The sequence below is a fragment of the uncultured Agrobacterium sp. genome (assembly GCA_913777615.1).
In the GTDB taxonomy this organism is placed as follows: Bacteria; Pseudomonadota; Alphaproteobacteria; order Rhizobiales; family Rhizobiaceae; genus Agrobacterium.
Genome location: CAJYTK010000001.1, coordinates 92,645 through 114,282, shown reverse-complemented (window position 1 = coordinate 114,282; position 21,638 = coordinate 92,645). Strand labels below are relative to the sequence as shown.

Below are 21,638 nucleotides of genomic sequence, written 5' to 3'. Positions count from 1 at the left end.
GCCATATGCCACACGAGCCGCAGGTGGCGCGGCTCGTGGAGTTTTGGCGCTTTCGCTGCGCCTCTTACCAGCTCTGGCGTCCATACCAGCTGTCGACGTCGTCTTTGACGCGGTCTTTTTCGACGCCGTAGCGCTCCTGGATCTTGCCTTCCAGCTGGTCGCGCTTGCCTGCAATCTGATCAAGGTCGTCATCTGTGAGCTTGCCCCACTGTTCCTTGATCTTGCCCTTGACCTGCTTCCAGTTACCTTCTACGCGGTTCCAATCCATGATGTGTCTCCTCTGTTGTAGTCTGTCAAAGTAACGGCTGAAAGAAGAGCCGGTTCCAATTATTGAGTGATTGATAATTGGTTAAAATCTGATTCGACTTCTGATTCGATCGGGTGTAGAACTTAATCGTTCACGGAAATTTACATCGTTTGTCAGCATGTTACGGGAGGATGAGCCTTGTCCTACGCGGCATTTCAACGAGTTGGCGCACAATTGTCGCCCCAGCAAATTACGGACCTGCAGACGATCTTTGACGGTGTTTGTTTCGAGTGCCTTGAAGATCGCAGCAGCCCGGTTGCCAATGAGTGCGCTGCCATACTGATCCGCAGCGCTCAGCGCGGCATACTCGATCACGATCTGCTTCGAGATATCGGAAAAGCGGTTCTGAGGCGCCACTGACGTAAATCGGGCGCTACGGATGTGACGCCGATCTGTTATGGATGGCCCAAAACGCCGGAGCAGGTCTGAATAGCTTCAATCCGCTTCGGTTTTAGTTTCAGTTAGAGAGAAGCGCCCGGTCAATTCCGGGCGCTTTTTCGTGTCAGGCTTTTTCCTGTACGTGGGCTTCCAGGAACCAGAGCGATTTATCGAGATCGCGAGAGGCCGCGGTGAAGATATCGGCCGTATTGGCGTCGCCCGCCTCATCCGCCTCATCGATCGACTTGCGCACCAGATTGGCGACGTCGCCATAGCGCTCGATCAGCTCTGCCAGGTGGTCATGGATCTTGTAGATGTCCGTGGGGTAGGCCTTCAGCTTGGTCGTGGAGGACACGCTTTGGAGGCTTCCAAGTGCGGTGCCGCCCAGCTGAACGGCGCGTTCGGCGACAATGTCTGTGTGGTTGTCGATCAGCTTGCGGAAGCTGTCGAGCAACTCGTGGACTGCGATGAACTGAGGGCCCTTGAGGTTCCAGTGGGCCTGCTTGGTCAGAAGCGCCAGGTCGATCATCGAGGCGAGCGCTTCGTTCAAAAGCCCGATTACCGTTGCCTTGGCGTTGGAGGGCAGGTCGTTTTTGGTCTTGTGAGTCTTCATTGTCATCTCCTGAACGGGTGCGGAAACGCTCCGCATCTTCATTTTCACGAGAGCAACGGACAGGGCCGTATGATGTTCCGCCGCGTTTCAGAGGCGCGTCGAAAATTCCGCCCCGCTATGGCGAAGGTTCAGTTTTCCGGATAGTCGCTGATGATTTCGCGACGCAGCAGCGTCAGTGAGCGGTCCGGCTCTATACGGTAGGTTTCCAGAGCGAGACGACCGTCACCGGTTCTGAAACTGTGGCTCATTGTGGAACCGGCAGGGGCTTTGGTCAGCCTGCCATGCGGTTGACCGCCATAGGTGATGCTGCCGGGGATTGGCTCGACACTTGAGGCCGTCGAAGTACAGGAGGCAAGCGCCAGAACGAGAAGAAGGCTGAGCTTTCGCATGATGGTCCCATGGCTGTCACAGAGTGAATACTAATGAGTTTAACTCAGGTTCGGTGGCGTGTGTTCCGGATTGCAGTGCATGGCGATCTCATCGGAGCATCGAGCCATGAAAAAACCCCGCATCGGAAAACGATGCGGGGCTGCCGGTCTTGGGAGGTTTCGTCGTTCGGTATCAGTCTTCGTTGGCCGCAAGCTGCGTCAGAACCTGTCCACGTCCACGGATACGCATAATCAGCGGAATGATGAAGGCGGCGGCAGCGACGAGGAAGAGGCCGACGGCAATCGGTGAGGTAAAGAGCACCGAAGGATCACCCTGACCGATGGCCAGCGCACGGCGCAGCTGCTGTTCGGCCAGCGGGCCGAGGATAAGGCCAACGACGGCTGGCGCAATCGGATAGCCGAAGATGCGCATGATGTAGCCGAGGATACCGAATGCCAGCAGCATGCCGAGTTCGAAGACCGAGGGGTTTGCTCCGATGGTGCCGAGCGTCGCAAACAGCAGAATGCCAGCATAGAGCCATGGCTTTGGAATGGTCAGCAGCTTCACCCACAGGCCGATCAGCGGCAGGTTCAACACCAGGAGCATGAGGTTGGCGATGAAGAGGCTGGCAATCAGGCCCCAGACGAGCTGCGGGTTGGTGGCAAACAGCAGCGGGCCGGGTTGCAGGCCGTATTGCTGGAAACCGGCCAGCATGATGGCAGCCGTTGCCGTGGTGGGCAGGCCGAGCGTCAGAAGCGGAACGAGCGTACCGGCAGCCGAGGCATTGTTGGCCGCTTCCGGACCGGCCACACCTTCGATGGCGCCTTCGCCGAATTCTTCCGGATATTTGGTCAGCTTCTTTTCGGTCGCGTAAGACAGGAAGGTGCCGATTTCCGCGCCGCCTGCAGGCATGGCGCCAATGGGGAAGCCGATCAACGTGCCGCGCAGCCATGGCTTCCAGGAGCGTGCCCAATCCTGCGCGCTCATCCAGACCGAACCCTTGACGGCTTCGACCTTGTCTTCGCCTGTCTGGCCTTGAGCCACGATGAAGAGTGTCTCGCCGATGGCGAACATGGCGACCGCCAATGTGGTGACCTCGATGCCATCGAGAAGATCCGGCACCCCGAAGCTCATGCGCGTCTGACCCGTCAGCTGGTCGATGCCGACAATCGCAAGGGCAAAGCCGATGAAGAGCGAGGTAAGGCCGCGCAGCGCGGAATCGCCGAAAGCGGACGAAACGGTGACGAAGGCCAGAACCATCAGCGCAAAATATTCGCGCGGGCCGAAGACCAGCGCTAGCTTGACGATATAGGGCGCGACGAAGGCGAGCGCGATCGTTGCGATCAGACCAGCGACGAAGGAGCCGATGGCGGCGGTGGCAAGCGCTGGACCGCCACGACCCTTGCGGGCCATCTTGTTGCCTTCCAGCGCGGTCACGATCGAGGCGCTTTCGCCTGGCGTATTCAGCAGGATCGAGGTGGTCGAGCCACCATACATGCCGCCATAATAGATACCGGCGAACATGATCAGCGAACCCGCGGGATCAAGCCGGTAGGTGACGGGCAGGAGAAGGGCGACGGTCAGCGCCGGGCCGATACCGGGCAGAACGCCCACGGCGGTGCCGAGCGTCACGCCGATCAGCGCGTAGAGCAGGTTCATGGGTTGGGCTGCAACCTCAAGACCGTGCAATAGAAATTCGAATGTGCTCATAGACAGATGTCCCCCTGTCGGGCGAGGCTGCCGCGGAGTTCGCATCCCGCTGCGGTCAAGCCTCTGATCTTTGTTGTTCTAAAACTTGGTCGCACTCAGATGAAAAGCTGTTCGAACGGGCCAGCCGGAAGCGACAGTTGCAGCAGACGCGCGAAGATGAACCAGACGACGAAGCTGATCACGATGCCGAGCGGGATCGAGTAGTGCAGCTTCTTCTTGCCGAAGGCGCGTGCAGTAAAGGCAAACAGCAGGCCGGTGGCGATCGAAAAGCCTGCAATGTTCAACAGGAGCATCTGTGCAGCAAGACCGGCAACAACCCAGACAACGGGTGCAACCTCCTGTTTGTCACGCTCAGGAAACTCTCCGCGCCAGGCTTCGATGGCGGTCCAGATCGCCAGACCCACAAGACAGAAGGCGATGGCATAAGGCACGGTGGCGGGACCGACCGGCGAATAGCCGGTAACGCTGGCCAGACGGCCGGAATCCCAGAAGATGACGGCAGCGATGGCGACGAGCGCCACCGCGATGAGGAGCGCCGCCCAATCAGGGCGGCGTTTTTGTGTCTGTGAGGGGTTGATACCCTGGCTCATTTTACAAGTCCGATGTCTTTGAGAATGGTCTCGGTTGCAGCCGTATCCTTGGCAAGTTCGGCCTTGAAGGCTTCACCGGCGAGATAGGTATCCGTCCAACCCTTCGTCTTCAGCGTTTCCTGCCACTTGGCGGATTTGACCAGCTTCTCGATATCGGCATTGACGGCCTTTTCCTGATCGGGCGTTAGGCCGGGAGGAGCGGCAACCATGCGCCAGTTCTGCACGACCACGTCGAGGCCGCTGTCCTTCAGGGTCGGTGCGTCAACGCCCGGAAGCTTCTCTGCGCTGGTGACAGCGAGAAGGCGAAGCGTTCCAGCCTTCACCTGGCTTTCAAATTCGCCATAGCCGGAAATACCGGCAGTGACCTGCGCGCCGAGGATGGAAGCAAGCGCTTCGCCGCCGCCGGAATAGGCGATGTAGTTGATCTTGGTCGGATCGACGCCTGCTGCCTTGGCAATCAGGCCCGCCGTGATGTGGTCGGTGCCGCCAGCCGAACCGCCGCCCCAGGACACGCTGCCCGGATCCTTCTTCAGCTGCTCGATAAGTTCAGCCATCGTCTGGATCGGCGAGGAGGCCGGAACAACGACCGCCTCATATTCACCGGTCAGACGCGCGATCGGGGTGACGTCCTTGAGGGTCACAGGTGCCTTGTTGGTGAGGATAGCGCCAACCATGACATAGCCACCAACGATCAGCGCGTTGGCGTTGCCCTTCTGCTGGCTTGCGAACTGGGCCAGACCGATGGTGCCGCCGGCGCCTGGAACGTTTTGAACCTGCACGCTCTTGGAAATGCCTTCTTCCTGCAGAACCGTCTGCAGCGAGCGGGCCGTCTGGTCCCAGCCGCCGCCCGGATTGGCAGGCGCGATGATGGTGTAATCAGCAGCTGCTGCGGGAAGAGCGATGGCGCCAGCCAGAAGCGAGGCGAGGAAAAAATGCTTCAAAGTGAATCCTCCTTGAATGCCGTTTGGGCATCGTTGCGATCATTGACAACGGAAGGAGCACGCAGATTTGCCGACATGGCGCGAAGACGCTGCCTGTTGAACGGTACACTGCGATGAGACTTGCCTCCCGCTTCCTCACCCGCCTCCACGGCATGAAGAAGAATTGCAGAGCACCACACAAAGCTGTCATTTAACTGACGCTGATGGAATGTTGCAGCGTTTACCGGCTGTTAATTTTTGCGGCGAGGGCTGTGACGTGCGGTTTGCGTGAAGTTTTCTCATTCCTGTGCGTGTCGCAGGAATAATGGGAAAGGTTGGCCGTCTACTGCGACCGCAACGCCTCGTTCCAGCGCTCGATGATGCGCGCACGCTTCACCTGATCGAGATAGACCATCAGGCCGGGGCTGACCGGGACAGGGCGCAATTGTGCGCCATGGATGGCCTGCATTGTGTTGGCGGTGTTTTCGCCGGCCACTTCCGGGCTGACTGCGGGAATCTGCAGCTGCCGTGCCATGATGGTCTGGCCTTCCTTCGACATGAAAAACTGCAGGTAGCGGCGTCCGAGTTCCGGATTGGCGGCGGCTTGCGGCACGAGGCCGATGCGCGACATGACCACGGTATAGTCGCTGGGCAGCATGATGCCGACATCCGGGTGGCGGGCGGCCCAGTCTGCGGCGTAGGAGCCGAGGATGTTGTAGCCCAGCACGAAGCGGCCGTCGGAGATGCGTTCCAGAATGGCGGAACTGGTGGAATAGACTTTTACACCCGCGGCCCCCATGGCTTTGATGACATTCCAGATATCTCCGAACTGCTCCTGGTCGCGCGACATGAAAAGGAAGCCGACGCCGGAGCGCTCGATGTCATAGGTGGCAATGCGGCCATGCACATCTTTGGCGTGGCGTTGCAGATACTCGACGAATTCAGCCCGGCTCGCGGGTGGCTTCTCGTTGACGAAGCTTGGCTTGTGATAGACGAAAACGGCGGGCTCGAAAGTCAGCGCGTAGGCGGTATTGCGCCAATTGGCCCAGGCGGGCCAAAGCGCGCTGCCGGGCAGGTCGGAGCGCTGCGCGTAGCCGTCATTGCTGAGCTTGACCTGCAGGTCCATGGCGGAGGAGAAGGCGAAGTCCGCCGTCCTTCTGCCGCTATCGGTCTCCTCCACGATGCGGTCGTAAATCTCGCCGGTCAGCATGTCCTCATAGGATACGGCGACGTCCGGGTTGGCGCGCTGGAATCCTTCGATCATCGGGGTCGCCAGCGGCTCATCCAGCGAGGAGTAGACCACCAGCGTCTGGACGTCCGCCTTGCCGGACAATGCCGGAAAAAGCACTGGCTGCGCCTGAGACGCGGCACTGCCTAGAAGAAGGACACAAAGAGCAAGGGCGATACGCATGGGCGCGATCATGCCGCAGGGCGGTGCTCTTCACAAGTCGGGCCTGCATAAGCGTCTGCTTTCTCGCGCAGACCATTCACAAGCGATATCGACTTCGCTAACGTCTGGATGAGAGAGGGGTTTCACGCTTGCGCATACTGCTGGTGGAGGACAATCAGGTTCTGTCGGAGGGACTGTCTGCGCTGTTGCGCGGCAGCGGCTATGCCGTTGATGTGGTGTCTGATGGCAATTCGGCGGATGCGGCAATTGCGGCGGAGAATTTCGATCTCGTCATTCTCGATCTCAACCTGCCGGAAAAGGATGGCATCGACGTGCTGCGCTCCATGCGCGCGCGCCAGGACAAGGCGGCCGTTCTGATCTTGACGGCCCGCGGCACGCCGGAAGAGAAGGTCAAGGGACTCGATCTCGGCGCTGACGACTACATGATCAAGCCCTTCGATATTGCGGAGTTTGAGGCGCGGGTGCGCGTGCTTTTGCGGCGCAATGCTGGCTTACGCTCCTCTCTCGTCAGCTTCGGCAATGTCTCTTTCGATCTCACCTCACGCACCTTTTCCGCTGGCGGTCATCCGCTCGATCTGCCGGCGCGCGAAGTGGCATTGCTTGAGGTTCTGTTCATGCGGGCGGGCAAGGTCGTGGCGAAGGAAGCCATCGTTCAGTCGCTGACCGGTTTCGATGACGAGCTTTCCGGCAATGCCATCGAGCAATATGTCAGCCGTCTGCGCAAGCGGCTTGCACCCCACGGGCTGACGGTGAAGACCGCGCGCGGGATCGGTTACTATCTCGAAAGGCTGGCCGAGGCTGCCGAATGAGGAAAGTGGCCTATTCGCTGCGGCGCAGGCTTCTCGGCTGGCTGCTGGTGTCCACCGCGATCATCGGCTGCGTGGCGCTTGCCGATACCTATCGCGAGGCAATAAACACCGCCAACATCGTGTCCGACCGGGTGCTGTCCGGCTCAGCGCTAGCAATAGCGGAACGGGTGGTGGTGGCGGAAAATGGCACGCTTGAGGTCGACATCCCCTATGTCGCGCTGGAAATGCTTACGTCGGCGGCGCAGGATCGCGTCTTCTATCGGGTGGATGGCCCGAACGGCCAGTTTTTGACCGGCTATCAGAACCTCCCTTCGGTGAACGGTCTGCAAGGCGACAGCCCACGCTTTCAGGATGCGGTGTTTCGCGGCGAGCCGATCCGCGTTGCGGCGCTCCGCCGCTTTGCCTCCACCGGCATCAATTCCGTGCCCTTTACCGTCACCGTTGCGGAAACCACCATTGCCCGCAGCCGGCTTGCCCGCGCCATCATCCTGCGCTCGGCGCTACGCCTGCTCTTGATGATTCTCGGTGCTGCGGCCATCGTCTGGGTGGCGGTGACGATTTCGCTTCGCCCGCTCTATCGCTTGAGCGAGGCGATTGGCGAGCGCAGCCCGGACGATCTGCATCCTATCCGGCAATCCGTGCCGGTTGAGGTTGAAAATCTGGTGGAGACGGTCAACTCCTTCATGGTGCGGCTGCAATCGGCCCTTGATGCGCTGCGTCACTTTACCGGCAATGCCAGCCATCAGTTGCGCACGCCGCTTGCCATTATCCGCACGCAGCTCGCGCTCGCTGCGCGCGCCCAGACGCTGGAAGAAGCCAAGGCGGCGGCGAAGAAGGGCGATGCTTCCGTTGCCCATGCAGAGCATATTCTGGCGCAGCTTTTGCGCATGGCCAATATCGATGCCGCAGGCTCGGGCGAAAAGCAGAGCCTCGTCGCGGTCGATCTCGTTTCACTTGCCCAATCGGTGACGGCGGATTTCGTGCCGAGTGCGGCAGAGGCCGATATCGATCTCGGCTTCGAGGAGGTCGAGCCCGCAATGGTCGAGGCCGAACCGCTGCTGCTTCGAGAGCTTCTCGGCAACCTTATCAGCAACGCGATTGCTTACGCTGGGCGCGGCTCGGAAATCACCGTGCGGGTGCGCAAGATCGAAGGCAGAGCCTGTCTGGAAGTGGAGGATAACGGTATCGGCATCCCGCCTGAAAAACGCGCTGTCGTGCGTCAGCGTTTTGCGCGCGGCGAGGGGAATGTGGCGCCGGGAGCTGGTCTGGGATTGGCGATCGTCGAGGAGATTGCGACGCTCTTCAAGGCGCAGCTTGTTCTCGAGGATGGGACCGATGGGCGGGGCTTGAAAGCGTCGATCCGCTTCTGATCGGTCAAGATGGAAGGGGCAGGGCAGCTGATCGCCATCCTGCCCGTTCCAGAAGGTTTATTCGTTCACCTTGTCGATGATCTGCATCATGATGTCGGCGCAGGCCTTCATGGGCTCGTCGTCCGCACACTTTACGTCGATCTTGCTGTCGCCGTTTTCGATGCGGAAATGCGCGCCCTTGGCAGGGGGCGGCGGAGGAGGCATGTGACCGCGTGGACCGTCAGGGCCTGGGCCATCTGGGCCGGGGCCGCGTTCCATGGGGCCGCGAGGACCTGGCGGTGGCGGGGGCGGAGGTGCATCAGGCTTGGCCATGCCATCGGCCGGCGGTGCTGGCGGGGGCGGCGGAGGTGGCTGCTGCGCGAAAGCGGTTCCGGCCGCGAGGAAGAGTGCGGCGCCTGCGATAATCAGCTTTTTCATGAGGAAGCCTCTTGGTTGGACTGCGCAAGAGAAACGGCGCGGCGCGCCGTCAGTTGCTTATTGCCCAAAATTAATTTCGGCTTCCCCGAGGCTTAAGCTATCAGCCCATCCGCTCTGACGCATAGGATCCCGGGCTTGGCGGGAAGACCACGGTGCGGTTGCCATTGATGAAGGTGCGGTGGTGGATGTGGGCGTGGATGGCGCGGGCCAGTACCTGGCTTTCAACATCGCGGCCAAGCGAAACATAATCCTCTGCCGACTGTGCGTGGGTGATGCGCACCGTGTCCTGCTCGATGATCGGGCCTTCGTCTAGATCGGCGGTGACGTAATGGGCGGTGGCGCCAATCAGCTTCACGCCGCGCTCATAGGCCTGCTTGTAGGGGTTGGCACCCTTGAAGCTTGGCAGGAAGGAGTGGTGAATGTTGATGATCTTGCCGGACATCTTGCGGCACATGTCATCAGACAGAACCTGCATGTAGCGCGCCAGCACGACGAGTTCGGTGCCGGTGCTTTCGATCAGGTCGTTCAGCTGCGCTTCTGCCTTCGGCTTGTTTTCCTTCGTCACCTTGATGTGGTGGAAGGGGATATCATGGTTGACGACGACCTTCTGGTAATCGAAGTGGTTGGACACGACGCCGACGATATCGATTGGCAGCGCGCCGATCTTCCAGCGGTAGAGCAGATCGTTGAGACAATGGCCAAAACGCGACACCATCAGCAGCGTCTTGGTACGCTCGCCATCATGAAATATTTCGGCTTCCATCTTGAAACGCTCGGCAACCGGCGCGAAGCCTTGCTTGATCTCTGCAAGCGAGACGCCTTCTTCTGAAATGAAGGAGACGCGCATGAAGAACTTGCCGGTTTCGAGATCGTCGAACTGCGAGCTATCGACGATATTGCAACCCTTTTCCGCGAGATAGCCTGAGATGGCGGCGACAATTCCGCGTGTCGATTGGCAGGCTACGGTCAATACATAGGTCGTCATCTGGTCTGTCCCCTCGCGGTCTTCCTGGTGCCTAATAGCGCAAGCAGGCGTCAGCGCAAGTCTTCCGCTGCATCCCTTTCACGCTTCAGATCAATGTGTTGAATTCATAAGGCACGCAAGGCGCGCTGAACATGCCGGGAGCGACATCCGATGTTCAAAGCAGGAGTGCATTGACGCGGCGTGGGCAAGCGCATTCGGCTCGCGGAAAGCCGCCGCGCTGTGGCGCGCGGCAGGCTTGAAGCGCTTCAATCAGGCGCAAAACTGTCGCGCAGGGTCTCGAAGCGGACCACCTGGTGAGCAAGCAGTTGCTTCTCGGCATCGCGGCGCACGAAGATCTTGAACATGGCATTGCCCGCCGCATTCATGAACCAGACCGAAAGCGAACGGCGTCCGTGGAAGGTGCGGTCGACGAAGGCAATGGAGACGCACGCCTCCTTCTTGATATGGCCCCCAATCGGGCTGTCACCATGGATGTTGAACCAGCCATGGCCTTCGCTGCCTTCCGGCAGCGTGCCCGCCACTTCGAAGACGATATCCGGCGTCTGGACGATCATCAGGATTTCGCCCCAGCTACGCAGCTCATCCCAGATGGCGTTGAAGCTTTCAGAAGGCGCCTGGATTGCGGCACCGTGCGGCAGAATAGCCAGAATCTCGGCGGGCGTCACGTTTGCCCTGCCGGCAATGGCTTCCACCACGCCATCCGGCTTTTCGGCCAGTGCTGCTTCAGCGCGGCGGCGTCGCTCATCGGCTTCGTCTGTCATCATCGCACTCATCGTCATGCGGCGACCGAGAGTGTTTCGCCGTTCTTGTCCTCATGGATGATGACGTCGAAGCCTTCGAAATGCGGGCCGGAGAGATACTCGACCTTGCCGCGATTGTTGCCGGCATTGGCGTGTGCTGCACGGAACTGCTCGGAGCGCGTCCAAGCGGTGAAGTCTTCCTTGGTGGCCCAGACGGTGTGGGAGGCATAAAGCGTATGGTCTTCTGCCGTCGCGCCCTTCAGCATGTGGAATTCGAGGTAGCCCGGCATTTCGCTCAGGTGGCGCTTGCGCTCGCGCCAGATGGTCTCGAAGGCTTCCTCATAGCCCGGGACGACGCGGAAGCGGTTCATTGCAATAAACATTTTTGTCTCCATTAAGTGGTGTTTGACAGTCAGGATATTGAGCGCTTCGCCAAATGAAAAGAGCAAAATCTAAAAGGTAGGTGAAATACTCCACTTTAATGGATTGTGTGTGTTTTAAAGATGTGTAAATAACTCAACTTATGTGCGGCGGTCTTGCCGCGCTGTTCGATAGCAGGGTTCTCACATGCCGATTTCCGTTCGTTCCGCTTTCCTTGGTGTTCTTTTGCCAGCGCTGGTCACTGCCGTGCCGCTCCCGGCGGGGGCATCTGAGAAGGGCAATCCGGATGCCAAGCGGATCGTCTCGGTCGGCGGCACAATCACGGAAATCCTCTACGCGCTTGGTGCGGGCGACCGGGTGATTGCCCGCGATTCGACCAGCACCTATCCCGCAGAGGTCACCGCCAAGCCGGATGTCGGCTATATGCGGGCGCTCTCCTCCGAAGGGGTTCTGGCGCAGAAGCCGGACCTGATCCTGTCTGAAGATGGTGCCGGCCCGCCGGACGTGATCGGCATTCTGAAAGCCAGCGAAGTACCGATGGTGACGGTGGATACGCCGCCAGATGCCAAGGCAATCGGCAAGAAGATCGAGGATGTCGGTGCGGCTGTCGGCCTTGCAGACAAGGCCAAGGTTCTGGCCGACAAGGTCGATGCCGACTTGGCTATTCTCTCCAAGGATGTTTCTGCCGTCGGGACCAAGAAAAAGCGTGTGCTCTTCGTGTTGTCCATGGCGGGTGGGCGCATCATGGCCGCGGGCAAGGATACCGAGGCGGCAGCGATCATCGAGCTTGCAGGCGGCGTCAATGCAGCACCTGAGATCACCGGCTACAAGCCGCTGACGGATGAGGCGGTGATCGCCGCAGCCCCCGATGTCATTCTTACCATGCAGCGTGGCGATCACGCGGCAAAGCCAGACGAGGTCTTTGCGCTGCCCGCCTTCCAGTCCACACCTGCCGCTGCTGCAAAAGCCCTGATCAGCATGGACGGACTTTACCTGATCGGCTTCGGACCACGCACGCCCGCCGCCGGACGGGAGCTGGCATCGAAGCTCTATCCGGAGATCGTCAAGCCGTGAGAGCTGTTGCGATGAATGCGACGGTGGGGCGAGTGCCGGGGGATAGATCCCGCAAGGGTCTACTTACCCTTGTCGCGCTTTGCCTCATCCTGCTTCTCGCCTGCCTCGTGTCGCTGGCAAGCGGCCCAACCGGTGTGGGCTTACATGAACTCTGGCTCTATTTTACCGGCGGTGCAGCGGACATGGATGCGCGCGACCGCGTTATTCTTGAGGCTGTGCGTTTACCCCGCACCGGGCTCGGTCTGATGATCGGCGCGGCCCTTGCCGTTTCCGGTGCGATGATGCAGGGGCTGTTTCGCAATCCACTGGCCGATCCGGGGCTCGTCGGCGTCACCTCCGGCGCTGCTCTTTTCGCGGTGGCTGCTCTGGCGCTGGGCGGCGGGGTTCTGGCACCCCTTTCGCTGTTTCTCGGCGTTCACTTTCTGCCGGTGATGGCCTTTGCCGGTGGGCTGATCAACACCTTCCTGCTTTATCTGATCGCCACCCGCAATGGGGCGACGTCGACCACGGTGCTGATCCTTGCCGGTATTGCGGTGGCTGCTTTGAGCGGCGCGCTGACCGGCCTGATGATTTTCATGGCCGATGACCGGGCGCTGCGCGACATCACTTTCTGGAGCCTCGGGTCTCTGGGTGGTGCAACGTCGACCAAGGTGCTGGCCACGCTGCCCTTCGTGCTGGCGATCCTTGCCAGCATTCCCTTCGTTTCCAAGGGGCTCGATGCGCTGATCCTTGGCGACGCGGCAGCCTTCCACATGGGCATTCCTGTGCAGAGGCTGAAGCGCATCGTTATCGTAGTGGTGGCGGCCGCTTGTGGCGCGAGTGTCGCAGCCGCCGGCTCCATCGGCTTCGTTGGCATCGTCGTGCCGCATCTGTTGCGCCTCGTCATAGGCTCGTCGCATCGCTTCCTGTTGCCGTCATCGGCAATCGGGGGAGCAGCACTGCTGCTGCTGGCCGACAGTTTTGCGCGCACCGTTGCTGCGCCTGCCGAACTTCCGATCGGCGTGGTGATGGCGCTGATCGGCGCGCCGGTCTTCCTCTTCCTGCTGCTTGGCAAGAACGGCCTCGGGTTGAGGAGCACGACATGATTTCGGCGCGCAATGTCACTGTCACGCGTGGACAACGGCACCTCATCGATAATGTCTCGATCAGCCTTTCGCCCGGCACATTCAGCGTCATTATCGGCCCGAATGGCGCGGGCAAGTCAACGCTGATGAAGGTGCTGTGCGGCGAGATGCGCCCGGATGCGGGCAACGTTTCCTATGGCAGTGTCGACCTATCGCTCTATTCGCCCGTCCAAATGGCGCGTCTTCGCGCCGTTTTGCCGCAGAGCACGGTGCTCGCCTTTCCCTTCACCGCACTGGAAATCGTGCGGATGGGAGCCGTCGCCCAAGGTTCTCGCATTCCCGATGAACAGGCACGACGGGCGCTTGCGAAAGCGGGTTTAAGCGGTTTTGAGGGGCGAGCCTATAATATGCTGTCGGGCGGAGAGCAGCAGCGGGTGCAGTTTGCCCGCGCACTTGCGCAGGTCCCGTATCCGCTGGAGAATGGCGAAAGCCGCGTGCTGCTGCTGGATGAACCGACTTCAAGCCTCGACCTTGGCCATCAGATTTCGGTGCTGGAAACAGCCAAAGACTTTGTTGCCGCTGGCGGCACGGTGCTGGCGATCCTGCATGATCTCAATCTCGCAGCGGAGTTTGCCGATCAACTTATCGTCATGCACCGAGGGGCTGTGACGGCTTGCGGATCAGCGCTCGAAACCATCAATGACGAAACGATTGCGCGTGTGTATGGCGTGGGTGGCGCAGTGGGGCGTTTGCCAGCCGATCACATTGCCTATGTGCTGCCGCAGGCGCGTCATCGTTAGGCCGCCACGTCAGCCTTTGGGCGGCGAGGGGCGCGTGACGACGAAGGTTGCGGCGCCGATCATCACGACCGCGACGATCACTGCGTAAAGCGCCGGTGGCGCGATGATGAAGACGTAAATCAGGTAACTCATTGTCATCAAAGAGACTGCGGCGATTTTGGCCCGACGCGGGATAGCGCCGTGCTCGCGCCAGTTGCTTAAGGATTTGCCGAAGCGCGGGTGGTTCAGCAGCCAAGCTTCAAGCCGGGGCGACGATTTGGAGAAACACCAGAGCGCAAGCAGAAGGAAAGGTGTCGTGGGAAGTAGAGGCAGAAAGGCTCCGACCACGCCCGTGGCGACCATCAGACAGCCGAGACAGAGATAAAATATGCGCATATCTGCCGGTAACACGCGCGTGCCAGACTGACAAAGGAAAAGCGTGCCAGCGCCAAGCCTCGCCAAGGGGTTGAAATATCTGCGTTCCGGCTTTATTTGGCTGCCAAAATGCCGGGATATAACCGGACGGAGCATGGCGTGCCAAACCTATAGCGGTTTTGGAATGACGGTATGCGACAACGAAAACGTAAAGCGTGAGAAGCGAATCAGACAGATTGCGAGGCGCTTTGACAGGAAGAAGGAAAACACCATGGCGAAGTTGGTCCACTCGATGGTTCGGGTGCTGGACGAAAAACGTTCGGTGGATTTTTACAAGCAAGCTTTCGACCTCGACATCGCTGACCGCTTTGAGTTCGATACCTTCACGCTGATCTACCTCAGCAACGCCGCAGGCGATTTCGAGTTGGAATTGACGGTGAACAAGGGCCGTGAAGTGCCTTACGCGCTGGGCGACGGTTACGGTCATCTGGCCGTCAGCGTCGAAGACGTGGATGCCGAGCATCAGCGCTTGTGCGAGCTAGGTCTGTCTGTTGGCAAGATCATCGAGGCAGATTACAAAGGGGCACCCTTCGCCAAGTATTTCTTCATCTGCGATCCGGATGGCTACAAGATCGAAGTGCTGCAGCGAGGCAACCGCTTCAAATAAGCCCCTTATGAAAGATGGCTCACCATGGCAGAGGCTGGCGTAAAGCTGGAAGAGAGCTGGAAACAGGCGCTATCGGCAGAATTTGACAGCCCCTATATGCAGAAGCTCAAGGGCTTTCTGCTGGCCGAGAAAGAGGCCGGAAAGCAGATCTTTCCCAAGGGACCCGAATATTTTCGTGCATTGGACCTGACACCGCTCGATGAGGTCAAGGTGGTGATTCTGGGTCAGGACCCGTATCATGGTCCGGGTCAGGCGCATGGCCTGTGCTTTTCGGTGCAGCCCGGCGTGCGCATCCCGCCCTCGCTCGTGAATATTTACAAGGAACTGCAGAGCGATCTCGGGGTCCATCCCGTCAAGCACGGTTTTCTGGAGAGCTGGGCGAAGCAAGGCGTTCTGCTTCTCAACAGCGTACTCACCGTCGAGCAGGCACGCGCCGCTTCGCATCAGGGCCAGGGCTGGGAAAAGTTCACCGATGCCGTCATCCGCACGGTGAACGAAGAATGCGACCACGTCGTCTTTCTGCTCTGGGGCGCTTACGCCCAGAAGAAGGCGTCTTTCGTTGATCAGCGCAAACATCTGGTGCTGAAATCGGTCCATCCATCGCCGCTTTCCGCCCATAACGGCTTCTTCGGCAACCACCATTTCTCAAAGGCCAATGCCTTCCTCGTCTCGCATGGACGAGACCCGATCGACTGGCAGTTGCCGGACCACGTGTGAGACAGTTGGATCGTTCCCAGAAAAAGAACGATCCGTTCTGATTGTTCACACTATGCGACGAGACCGATCTGCACCATCTTCAGCCCATCGAACAAGGCACATGCTTCCAGAATGGAGCAACCGCCGAAGGATAAGGGTTTTATCATGTTGAACCAGATCAAGGGCCTGCACCACGTCACCTCCATGGCCGGGAGTGCATCCGGCAATAACCGCTTTTTCACCGATACACTCGGCCTGCGCCGCGTGAAGCAGACGGTCAATTTCGATGCTCCGGATGTCTATCACCTCTATTACGGCGATGAGGTCGGCTCTCCAGGTTCGGTCATGACCTACTTCCCGTTTCCGCATATCGCTCGCGGACGTCCGGGTACTGGCGAGGTCGGCACCACGTTGTTCTCGGTGCCGGAGGGTTCGCTCGGTTACTGGCAGGACCGTCTTGTCAAAGCAAATGTCGAAGGTCTGAAAACCGATGAAGCCTTCGGCAACAAGCGCCTGCATTTTGCAGGTCCTGATGGTGATGGCTTCGCACTCGTGGAAGTCAAGGATGACGGCCGTGCCCAGTTCACGGGCAACGGTGTCGGTCAGGACCAGGCGATCCATGGCTTCCAGGGTGCGTCGCTTCGGCTGCGCGATGAAGGTGCGACCGCCGAACTGCTGAAGTTCATGGGCTATCAGGAAATCGACCGGCAGGATGGCGTTATCCGTCTTGGCATTCCCGGTGGCAATGGTGCCGATGTGATCGATATCGAGACCATGCCAAATATTTCCGGCGCGCGTCTGGGTGCCGGCTCGGTCCATCACATTGCCTTTGCCGTGGAAAACCGCGCCAAGCAGTTGGAAGTCAGAAAAGCGCTGATGGATACGGGCTATCAGGTCACGCCGGTCATCGACCGCGATTACTTCTGGGCGATCTATTTCCGCACGCCGGGCGGTGTGCTGTTCGAAATCGCCACTAATGAGCCGGGCTTCGACCGTGATGAAGACACCGCGCATCTGGGTGAAACGCTGCAATTGCCTGAGCAGCACAAGCATCTGCGGCCCTTCCTCGAGCAGCATCTAGAGCCCCTGGATGGCCCTGCCAAGGCTTGAACCGATGCGAAGAGCGGCTGGCAGTGATGGCTGCCAGCCTTGAGCAAAGCAGGCTTCAGGAGCATGTCATGAGCAAGGAAAGTTATATTCACAAAGTGCGCGAAGGCGCGGCTGGTCAGCCTATCTTCTTCGTTTTTCACGGCACCGGCGGCGATGAGAACCAGTTCTTCGATTTCGCCTCGCGGCTTTTGCCCAATGCGACGGTGGTTTCGCCGCGCGGCGATGTTTCGGAACACGGCGCGGCTCGTTTCTTCCGCCGCAAGGCTGAAGGCGTTTACGATCTCGACGATCTGGACCGGGGGACACGCCGTATGGCCGACTTTGTTGCGGCGCATCGCGATGGGTATCAGGCAGGCAAGGTCATCGGGCTCGGATTTTCCAACGGTGCCAACATTCTTGCCAATGTGTTGATCGAGTTTCCCGATCTCTTCGATGCGGCGGCGCTGATGCATCCGCTCATTCCGTTCGAGCCCAAAGCGGCGCCCGCGCCGCAAACGCGTCGGGTTCTGGTCACAGCCGGTGAACGTGACCCGATTTGCCCGGTGCCAGTGACCAAGGCGTTTGCCGCCTATCTGAGGGCCCAAGGTGGAGAGGTGACAGAGGAGTGGCATCCGGGTGGGCATGAGATCCGCTCGAACGAGATCGAAGCCGTGCGGACTTTTTTGACCCCCTTTATGTGACGTATGGACGACGCGGCGGCTTCCGGCTCAGCCGCGCCTCCTCAATATCCACACTGGCGAAGCTGCGCCTCATAGCGGATCGCCATATTGGCGGAGCGGCGTGCCGCCTTCTGGATGGCCGTGTTATTGCGCCAAACGCCATTGGCGTAGCCGCCATGGCCGGAATAATAGGCGAGATAGAGATTGTAAGGATCGTTGAGTGCGATGCCGTTTTGGCGGTTGCTGGTGGAGTGATACCAGCCAACGAAATGGATGGCGTCGGTGAAATCGGTGCGGCTGGCATTCCAGCGGCCTGTTTCACGACGATAGCGGTCCCATGTGCCGTCCAGCGCCTGAGCGTAGCCATAGGCCGTGGACTGGCGTTTCCAGGGAATAAAGCCGAGCAGCTTGGTGCGTGGCGGGCGGGCATAGGGCTGGAAGCTCGATTCCGTATAGATCGTCGCCATCATGACCGGAACAGGCACGCCGAACTCGCGTTGCGCCGCTTCGGCATCCTTGCGCCAGTTGTTGAACATGCCGTTGCGCTGTTCGAAAATGGCGCAGGCATTGGTAATCTGCGACGGGGCTGTCGCACAGCCTGCCAGAACGATCAAAAGAAAAAGGGCGACAAAAACGCTACGCATCGCGGAAACCTTTCGTTCCGCTCATTAGTAAATCGTAAATCTTAATGCTCGGTTTTGAGACAGGGTTAATTCAAATGCGATCTGTTAAGGTCTTGTTAACTCGTTAAATGCGGCCCATCACCGAGGCCATCTGATAGAGCGCAAGACCGGACGCCGTGCCCGCGTTCAGGCTGTCGAGCTGCGGCGACTGAGCGATCCGGGCGGAATGGAACCGCGACAGAAGCTCGGGAGGCAGGCCATCGCCCTCGGTGCCGATAACGAGAGCCATGCGCGGGGAGGGCGGGATCTGTCGGATCTCGGTCTCGCCTGCGGGTGACAGGCCCCAGATTTCGAAACCTTGGCTTGCCAGTGCTTCCAGCATGGACAGCGCATCACCGCCGCGATGGTACGGCACCGAGAGGACCGAGCCGACAGAGACGCGTAGCGCCTTGCGATAAAGCGGGTCGCAGGAGGTCGTGTCCAGAAACACCGCATCGGCCATGAAAGCCGCGGCATTGCGAAACATCGCGCCCATATTGTCGTGATTGGAAAGGCCGCAGCCTGCGACGACCAGCGAGGTTTCCGGCAGGCTTGCAATGGTCTGCGCCATGTCGCGGCTTTCCACCCGCGCGCCAAGAGCCAATATGCCGCGATGCAGGTGAAAGCCGACGATGGTGTCCAGCACCTCGGCCTCTGCAACATAGACCGGCACGTCTGTCGGAAAATCGGAAAGGATATCAAGGACACCGGCGAGGCGGTTCTTGAGGATCAGGATGCATTCGGCGCGGAAATCGCCGCCTGCCTTGTGTGCTGCCGCCAGCATGCGCAGCACCACCGTGCCTTCGACGATGAATTTACCGTGTCTGCCGGTCAGGTCGCGTTCCTTGATGTCGCGAAACGCAGCGATCCGAGGATCGTCTGCTCGCTCTATCGCAATCGTAGCCAAGCCGTTCGGCAGGGCAGGCAGATCATTGCGCATCGATGGTGATGTCCGCGATGAAGCGGCGCGTCTGGACATTAAAGACCAGCGCCTTGCGCGTGCCGTTGGCCAGGCGCCCATAAAACAGCATATCGCCATTGGCGAAGGATACGTTCTCGATGGTAAAGCCTTGCGGTAGGCTAGCCGTTGCCGAAACCGGCTGGTCGGACGGGACCTGCGTGGACTGACCTGCTGCGGTTGTCGCGGTTTTCGATGGTCCCATCGCCTTGTAGACAACCGCGCCGAAGACGGCCATAAGGCTGATAAACATCACCAGGCCCGACACGATCTGCAAACGGATCATCTTGCGGCGAACTTTTTCCATGGCCGGGTCTAGCGGCTTGTCGTCCTGTTCGTCTTGCTCGATCTGCGTCATCTGGGTCCTTGGAAGTATCGGATTGATCGGAAATTAAGAATGAACGACCCCTTTAAACAAGGCGAAGACGCAAGGAAAGTCCTGATTGCTGGTGAGGACGCCGAAGGGCGGCTCGATTCCTGGCTTGCAGCCGAAGTGGGGGGCGATCTTTCCCGCAGCCGTCTCAAGGCGCTGATTGAGCAGGGAGCCGTTTTCGTCAACGGTGCCGCCGTCACCGAGCCGAAGAAGAAGATCCGCGGCGGCGACCGGGTCGAGATCACCATGCCGGAGCCGGAAGATCCCGAACCCAAGGGTGAGGATATCCCGCTCGAGGTAGAATATGAGGATGACGATCTGATCGTGCTGATCAAGCCCGCCGGTCTGGTGGTGCATCCAGGCGCCGGCAACTGGACGGGAACGCTTGTCAACGCGCTTATCCATCACTGCGGCGATAGTCTTTCCGGCATTGGTGGCGTCAAGCGCCCAGGCATCGTTCACCGGCTGGACAAGGAAACCAGCGGCGTGATGGTGGTGGCCAAGAACGATAATGCCCACCGGCATCTGGCCGCACAATTTGCCGATCACGGTCGCACAGGCCCGCTGGAACGCGCCTATAAGGCAATCGTCTGGGGACGACCCAAGAGCCTGCGCGGTACCATAGACGCCGCGCTCGGTCGCAGCACCGACCGTACGAAACGCGCCGTCAAGCGCGAGGATGCCGATGATGCGCGCGAAGCCATCACCCATTACGAGGTGGTCGAGCGATATCATGAAAAACCGGATGCAACGTCGCTTGCCTCCATGGTGGAATGCCAGCTCGAGACCGGCCGCACGCACCAGATCCGCGTCCATATGGCCCATATCGGTCATCCACTGATCGGAGATCCCGAATATGGTGCGGCTTTCCGTACGAAGGCCAACCTTCTGCCGGAACCGGCCAAGACGGTAGTCAACCGGTTCCCGCGCCAGGCACTCCACGCCTATTTGCTGGTGTTTGAGCATCCGCGTACAGGCGAGGTCATGGAGTTCGAAACGGATATGCCCGACGACATGGCCGAACTGGCGGATGCGCTGCGAGCTTAAGACAGCAAGTACCTGCGACAAATTTGCGCTGGAGCGCTTGCGATTTTTTCGGAACGATTTCAGCTGAAAGCGGTTTTTTCGGTGTCCCGTGATAAGGTAAACATTAGCTGGTATGAGCGTGGCGCGTTTCCTTGAAACGTGACTTGCGCATACATATTTATGACATGGCTTGAAGCGGGGTCGGAAATGAACCGCGAGAGGTTCGCCTGCGTTATAGGGAACCGTGCCTGATAAAATATAAAGGGGGTGCTCTATGGCCCGCAACAGTTTGCCATCAATTACGGCCGGTGAAGCCGGTCTGAACCGATATCTCGACGAAATTCGCAAGTTCCCAATGCTGGAACCGCAGGAAGAATATATGCTCGGCAAGCGTTACGCCGAGCATGGCGACAGAGATGCCGCCCACAAGCTTGTTACCAGCCATCTTCGTCTCGTTGCCAAGATCGCCATGGGTTACCGTGGTTACGGTCTGCCGATCGGCGAAGTCGTGTCTGAGGGCAATGTCGGCCTCATGCAGGCGGTGAAGAAGTTCGACCCCGATCGCGGCTTTCGCCTCGCGACCTATGCCATGTGGTGGATCAAGGCGTCTATCCAGGAGTATATCCTGCGCTCTTGGTCGCTCGTCAAAATGGGTACGACCGCCAATCAGAAGCGTCTGTTCTTCAACCTGCGCCGCCTCAAGGGACGGCTGCAGGCAATCGACGATGGCGATCTGAAGGCTGAGCACGTCAAGGAAATCGCGACGAAGCTACAGGTCTCTGAGGAAGAGGTCATTTCGATGAACCGTCGCCTGTCTGGTGACGCGTCGCTGAATGCGCCGATCAAGGCGTCGGAAGGCGAATCCGGCCAGTGGCAGGATTGGCTGGTGGACGACCATGAAAGCCAGGAAGCGGTGCTGATCGAGCAGGATGAACTCGAAACCCGCCGCCGTATGCTCTCCAAGGCGCTTGGCGTGTTGAATGACCGCGAGCGTCGCATCTTCGAAGCACGCCGTCTGGCGGAAGATCCGGTGACGCTGGAGGAGCTTTCGACGGAGTTCGACATCAGCCGCGAGCGTGTTCGCCAGATCGAAGTCCGTGCCTTTGAAAAGGTGCAGGATGCGGTGCAGAAGGAAGCCGAAGAGGCTGCCAAGGCACTGCGCGTCGTTGACGCGTAAGCGGCGACTTCTCCATAA

Annotated in this window: 26 protein-coding genes; 11 read left to right on the top strand and 15 right to left on the bottom strand. The window is 59.5% G+C overall.

Features of this window, described 5'->3' with window-relative positions; all coding sequences use genetic code 11:
- Window positions 1-64: 64 nt before the first annotated feature.
- The 7 genes from QZ862_RS00600 to QZ862_RS00570 form a co-directional block, all read right to left on the bottom strand.
- Window positions 65-268, bottom strand: a complete 204-nt coding sequence (locus tag QZ862_RS00600; protein WP_296016676.1) for a CsbD family protein — start codon at window positions 266-268, stop codon at window positions 65-67.
- Window positions 269-809: 541 nt separating this feature from the next.
- Window positions 810-1,304, bottom strand: a complete 495-nt coding sequence (dps, locus tag QZ862_RS00595; RefSeq protein ID WP_296016686.1) for a DNA starvation/stationary phase protection protein Dps — start codon at window positions 1,302-1,304, stop codon at window positions 810-812.
- A 122-nt stretch (window positions 1,305-1,426) separates the two neighbouring features.
- The gene (locus tag QZ862_RS00590) at window positions 1,427-1,687 is read right to left on the bottom strand and encodes a hypothetical protein (RefSeq protein WP_296078333.1); all 261 of its coding nucleotides are present in this window, start codon (window positions 1,685-1,687) and stop codon (window positions 1,427-1,429) included.
- 172 nt (window positions 1,688-1,859) lie between these two features.
- Complete coding sequence (locus QZ862_RS00585) at window positions 1,860-3,377, bottom strand: tripartite tricarboxylate transporter permease (RefSeq protein ID WP_296016679.1); 1,518 nt, start codon at window positions 3,375-3,377, stop codon at window positions 1,860-1,862.
- Window positions 3,378-3,472: 95 nt separating this feature from the next.
- Window positions 3,473-3,967 carry a tripartite tricarboxylate transporter TctB family protein gene (locus tag QZ862_RS00580; RefSeq protein WP_296016680.1) on the bottom strand — a complete coding sequence of 165 codons (495 nt, stop codon included), beginning with the start codon at window positions 3,965-3,967 and terminating at the stop codon, window positions 3,473-3,475.
- Entirely contained in the window at window positions 3,964-4,908 is a 945-nt protein-coding gene (locus QZ862_RS00575; protein ID WP_296016682.1) for a tripartite tricarboxylate transporter substrate binding protein, read from the bottom strand. Before QZ862_RS00575 ends, QZ862_RS00580 begins: the two co-directional genes overlap by 4 nt.
- Before the next feature lie 322 nt (window positions 4,909-5,230).
- Window positions 5,231-6,298, bottom strand: a complete 1,068-nt coding sequence (locus QZ862_RS00570; protein ID WP_296016684.1) for an ABC transporter substrate-binding protein — start codon at window positions 6,296-6,298, stop codon at window positions 5,231-5,233.
- 128 nt (window positions 6,299-6,426) lie between these two features.
- On the opposite strand from QZ862_RS00570, the gene QZ862_RS00565 reads away from it, so the two are divergent.
- Together QZ862_RS00565 and QZ862_RS00560 are read left to right on the top strand one after the other, a co-directional pair.
- A complete protein-coding gene (locus tag QZ862_RS00565) occupies window positions 6,427-7,107 on the top strand; it encodes a response regulator transcription factor (protein ID WP_112358502.1) in 681 nt (226 codons plus the stop codon).
- Window positions 7,104-8,477, top strand: a complete 1,374-nt coding sequence (locus QZ862_RS00560) for a sensor histidine kinase (RefSeq protein WP_296085783.1) — start codon at window positions 7,104-7,106, stop codon at window positions 8,475-8,477. Before QZ862_RS00565 ends, QZ862_RS00560 begins: the two co-directional genes overlap by 4 nt.
- A 57-nt stretch (window positions 8,478-8,534) precedes the next feature.
- Here QZ862_RS00560 and QZ862_RS00555 read toward each other — a convergent pair whose 3' ends face one another.
- The 4 genes from QZ862_RS00555 to QZ862_RS00540 form a co-directional block, all read right to left on the bottom strand.
- On the bottom strand, window positions 8,535-8,894 hold the full coding sequence (locus QZ862_RS00555) for a hypothetical protein (RefSeq protein ID WP_296020224.1): 360 nt from the start codon (window positions 8,892-8,894) through the stop codon (window positions 8,535-8,537).
- 100 nt (window positions 8,895-8,994) lie between these two features.
- Window positions 8,995-9,879, bottom strand: a complete 885-nt coding sequence (gene purU, locus QZ862_RS00550) for a formyltetrahydrofolate deformylase (protein ID WP_296020221.1) — start codon at window positions 9,877-9,879, stop codon at window positions 8,995-8,997.
- A gap of 245 nt (window positions 9,880-10,124) precedes the next feature.
- Window positions 10,125-10,658, bottom strand: coding sequence for a heme utilization cystosolic carrier protein HutX (gene hutX / locus QZ862_RS00545; RefSeq protein ID WP_296096792.1), 534 nt, complete (start codon window positions 10,656-10,658; stop codon window positions 10,125-10,127).
- A complete protein-coding gene (locus tag QZ862_RS00540; protein WP_296036309.1) occupies window positions 10,655-11,002 on the bottom strand; it encodes an antibiotic biosynthesis monooxygenase in 348 nt (115 codons plus the stop codon). Before QZ862_RS00540 ends, hutX begins: the two co-directional genes overlap by 4 nt.
- 184 nt (window positions 11,003-11,186) lie before the next feature.
- Here QZ862_RS00540 and QZ862_RS00535 point away from each other — a divergent pair, with 184 nt between their 5' ends.
- Genes QZ862_RS00535 through QZ862_RS00525 form a run of 3 tightly spaced genes read left to right on the top strand, consistent with a single transcriptional unit; the run spans window position 11,187 to window position 13,938 of the window.
- Window positions 11,187-12,074: an ABC transporter substrate-binding protein gene (locus QZ862_RS00535; RefSeq protein WP_296096789.1), complete on the top strand. Its 888-nt coding sequence runs from the start codon at window positions 11,187-11,189 to the stop codon at window positions 12,072-12,074.
- Window positions 12,071-13,159, top strand: coding sequence for an iron ABC transporter permease (locus QZ862_RS00530; protein WP_296078325.1), 1,089 nt, complete (start codon window positions 12,071-12,073; stop codon window positions 13,157-13,159). The genes QZ862_RS00535 and QZ862_RS00530 overlap by 4 nt, the downstream gene beginning before the upstream one ends.
- On the top strand, window positions 13,156-13,938 hold the full coding sequence (locus QZ862_RS00525; RefSeq protein WP_296096786.1) for a heme ABC transporter ATP-binding protein: 783 nt from the start codon (window positions 13,156-13,158) through the stop codon (window positions 13,936-13,938). The genes QZ862_RS00530 and QZ862_RS00525 overlap by 4 nt, the downstream gene beginning before the upstream one ends.
- A gap of 9 nt (window positions 13,939-13,947) precedes the next feature.
- Here the strand turns inward: QZ862_RS00525 and QZ862_RS00520 are convergent, their stop codons facing one another.
- Window positions 13,948-14,313: a YbaN family protein gene (locus QZ862_RS00520; protein WP_296020202.1), complete on the bottom strand. Its 366-nt coding sequence runs from the start codon at window positions 14,311-14,313 to the stop codon at window positions 13,948-13,950.
- Window positions 14,314-14,563: 250 nt separating this feature from the next.
- On the opposite strand from QZ862_RS00520, the gene QZ862_RS00515 reads away from it, so the two are divergent.
- From QZ862_RS00515 to QZ862_RS00500, 4 genes are all read left to right on the top strand, one after another.
- Window positions 14,564-14,959 (top strand): VOC family protein, encoded by a 396-nt coding sequence (locus tag QZ862_RS00515; RefSeq protein ID WP_296036324.1) that lies wholly within the window; start codon window positions 14,564-14,566, stop codon window positions 14,957-14,959.
- A 24-nt stretch (window positions 14,960-14,983) separates the two neighbouring features.
- A complete protein-coding gene (ung, locus tag QZ862_RS00510) occupies window positions 14,984-15,676 on the top strand; it encodes a uracil-DNA glycosylase (protein WP_296096783.1) in 693 nt (230 codons plus the stop codon).
- Between the two features lie 144 nt (window positions 15,677-15,820).
- Window positions 15,821-16,765 (top strand): VOC family protein, encoded by a 945-nt coding sequence (locus QZ862_RS00505; RefSeq protein ID WP_296020195.1) that lies wholly within the window; start codon window positions 15,821-15,823, stop codon window positions 16,763-16,765.
- 68 nt (window positions 16,766-16,833) lie between these two features.
- Entirely contained in the window at window positions 16,834-17,445 is a 612-nt protein-coding gene (locus QZ862_RS00500) for an alpha/beta hydrolase (RefSeq protein WP_296096780.1), read from the top strand.
- A gap of 41 nt (window positions 17,446-17,486) precedes the next feature.
- On the opposite strand, the gene QZ862_RS00495 is transcribed toward QZ862_RS00500, so the two are convergent.
- The 3 genes from QZ862_RS00495 to QZ862_RS00485 all read right to left on the bottom strand — a co-directional run bounded on the left by QZ862_RS00495 (window position 17,487) and on the right by QZ862_RS00485 (window position 19,402).
- On the bottom strand, window positions 17,487-18,068 hold the full coding sequence (locus tag QZ862_RS00495; RefSeq protein WP_296020191.1) for a transglycosylase SLT domain-containing protein: 582 nt from the start codon (window positions 18,066-18,068) through the stop codon (window positions 17,487-17,489).
- A gap of 103 nt (window positions 18,069-18,171) precedes the next feature.
- Window positions 18,172-19,026: an RNA methyltransferase gene (locus QZ862_RS00490; protein WP_296096778.1), complete on the bottom strand. Its 855-nt coding sequence runs from the start codon at window positions 19,024-19,026 to the stop codon at window positions 18,172-18,174.
- A complete protein-coding gene (locus QZ862_RS00485; RefSeq protein ID WP_296036333.1) occupies window positions 19,016-19,402 on the bottom strand; it encodes a hypothetical protein in 387 nt (128 codons plus the stop codon). The genes QZ862_RS00490 and QZ862_RS00485 overlap by 11 nt, the downstream gene beginning before the upstream one ends.
- Window positions 19,403-19,441: 39 nt before the next feature.
- Between QZ862_RS00485 and QZ862_RS00480 the strand changes: the two genes are divergently transcribed.
- Window positions 19,442-20,464 (top strand): RluA family pseudouridine synthase, encoded by a 1,023-nt coding sequence (locus QZ862_RS00480; protein ID WP_296096775.1) that lies wholly within the window; start codon window positions 19,442-19,444, stop codon window positions 20,462-20,464.
- 253 nt (window positions 20,465-20,717) lie between these two features.
- The gene (rpoH, locus tag QZ862_RS00475) at window positions 20,718-21,620 is read left to right on the top strand and encodes an RNA polymerase sigma factor RpoH (RefSeq protein ID WP_296020180.1); all 903 of its coding nucleotides are present in this window, start codon (window positions 20,718-20,720) and stop codon (window positions 21,618-21,620) included.
- The last annotated feature ends 18 nt before the right edge of the window (window positions 21,621-21,638 follow it).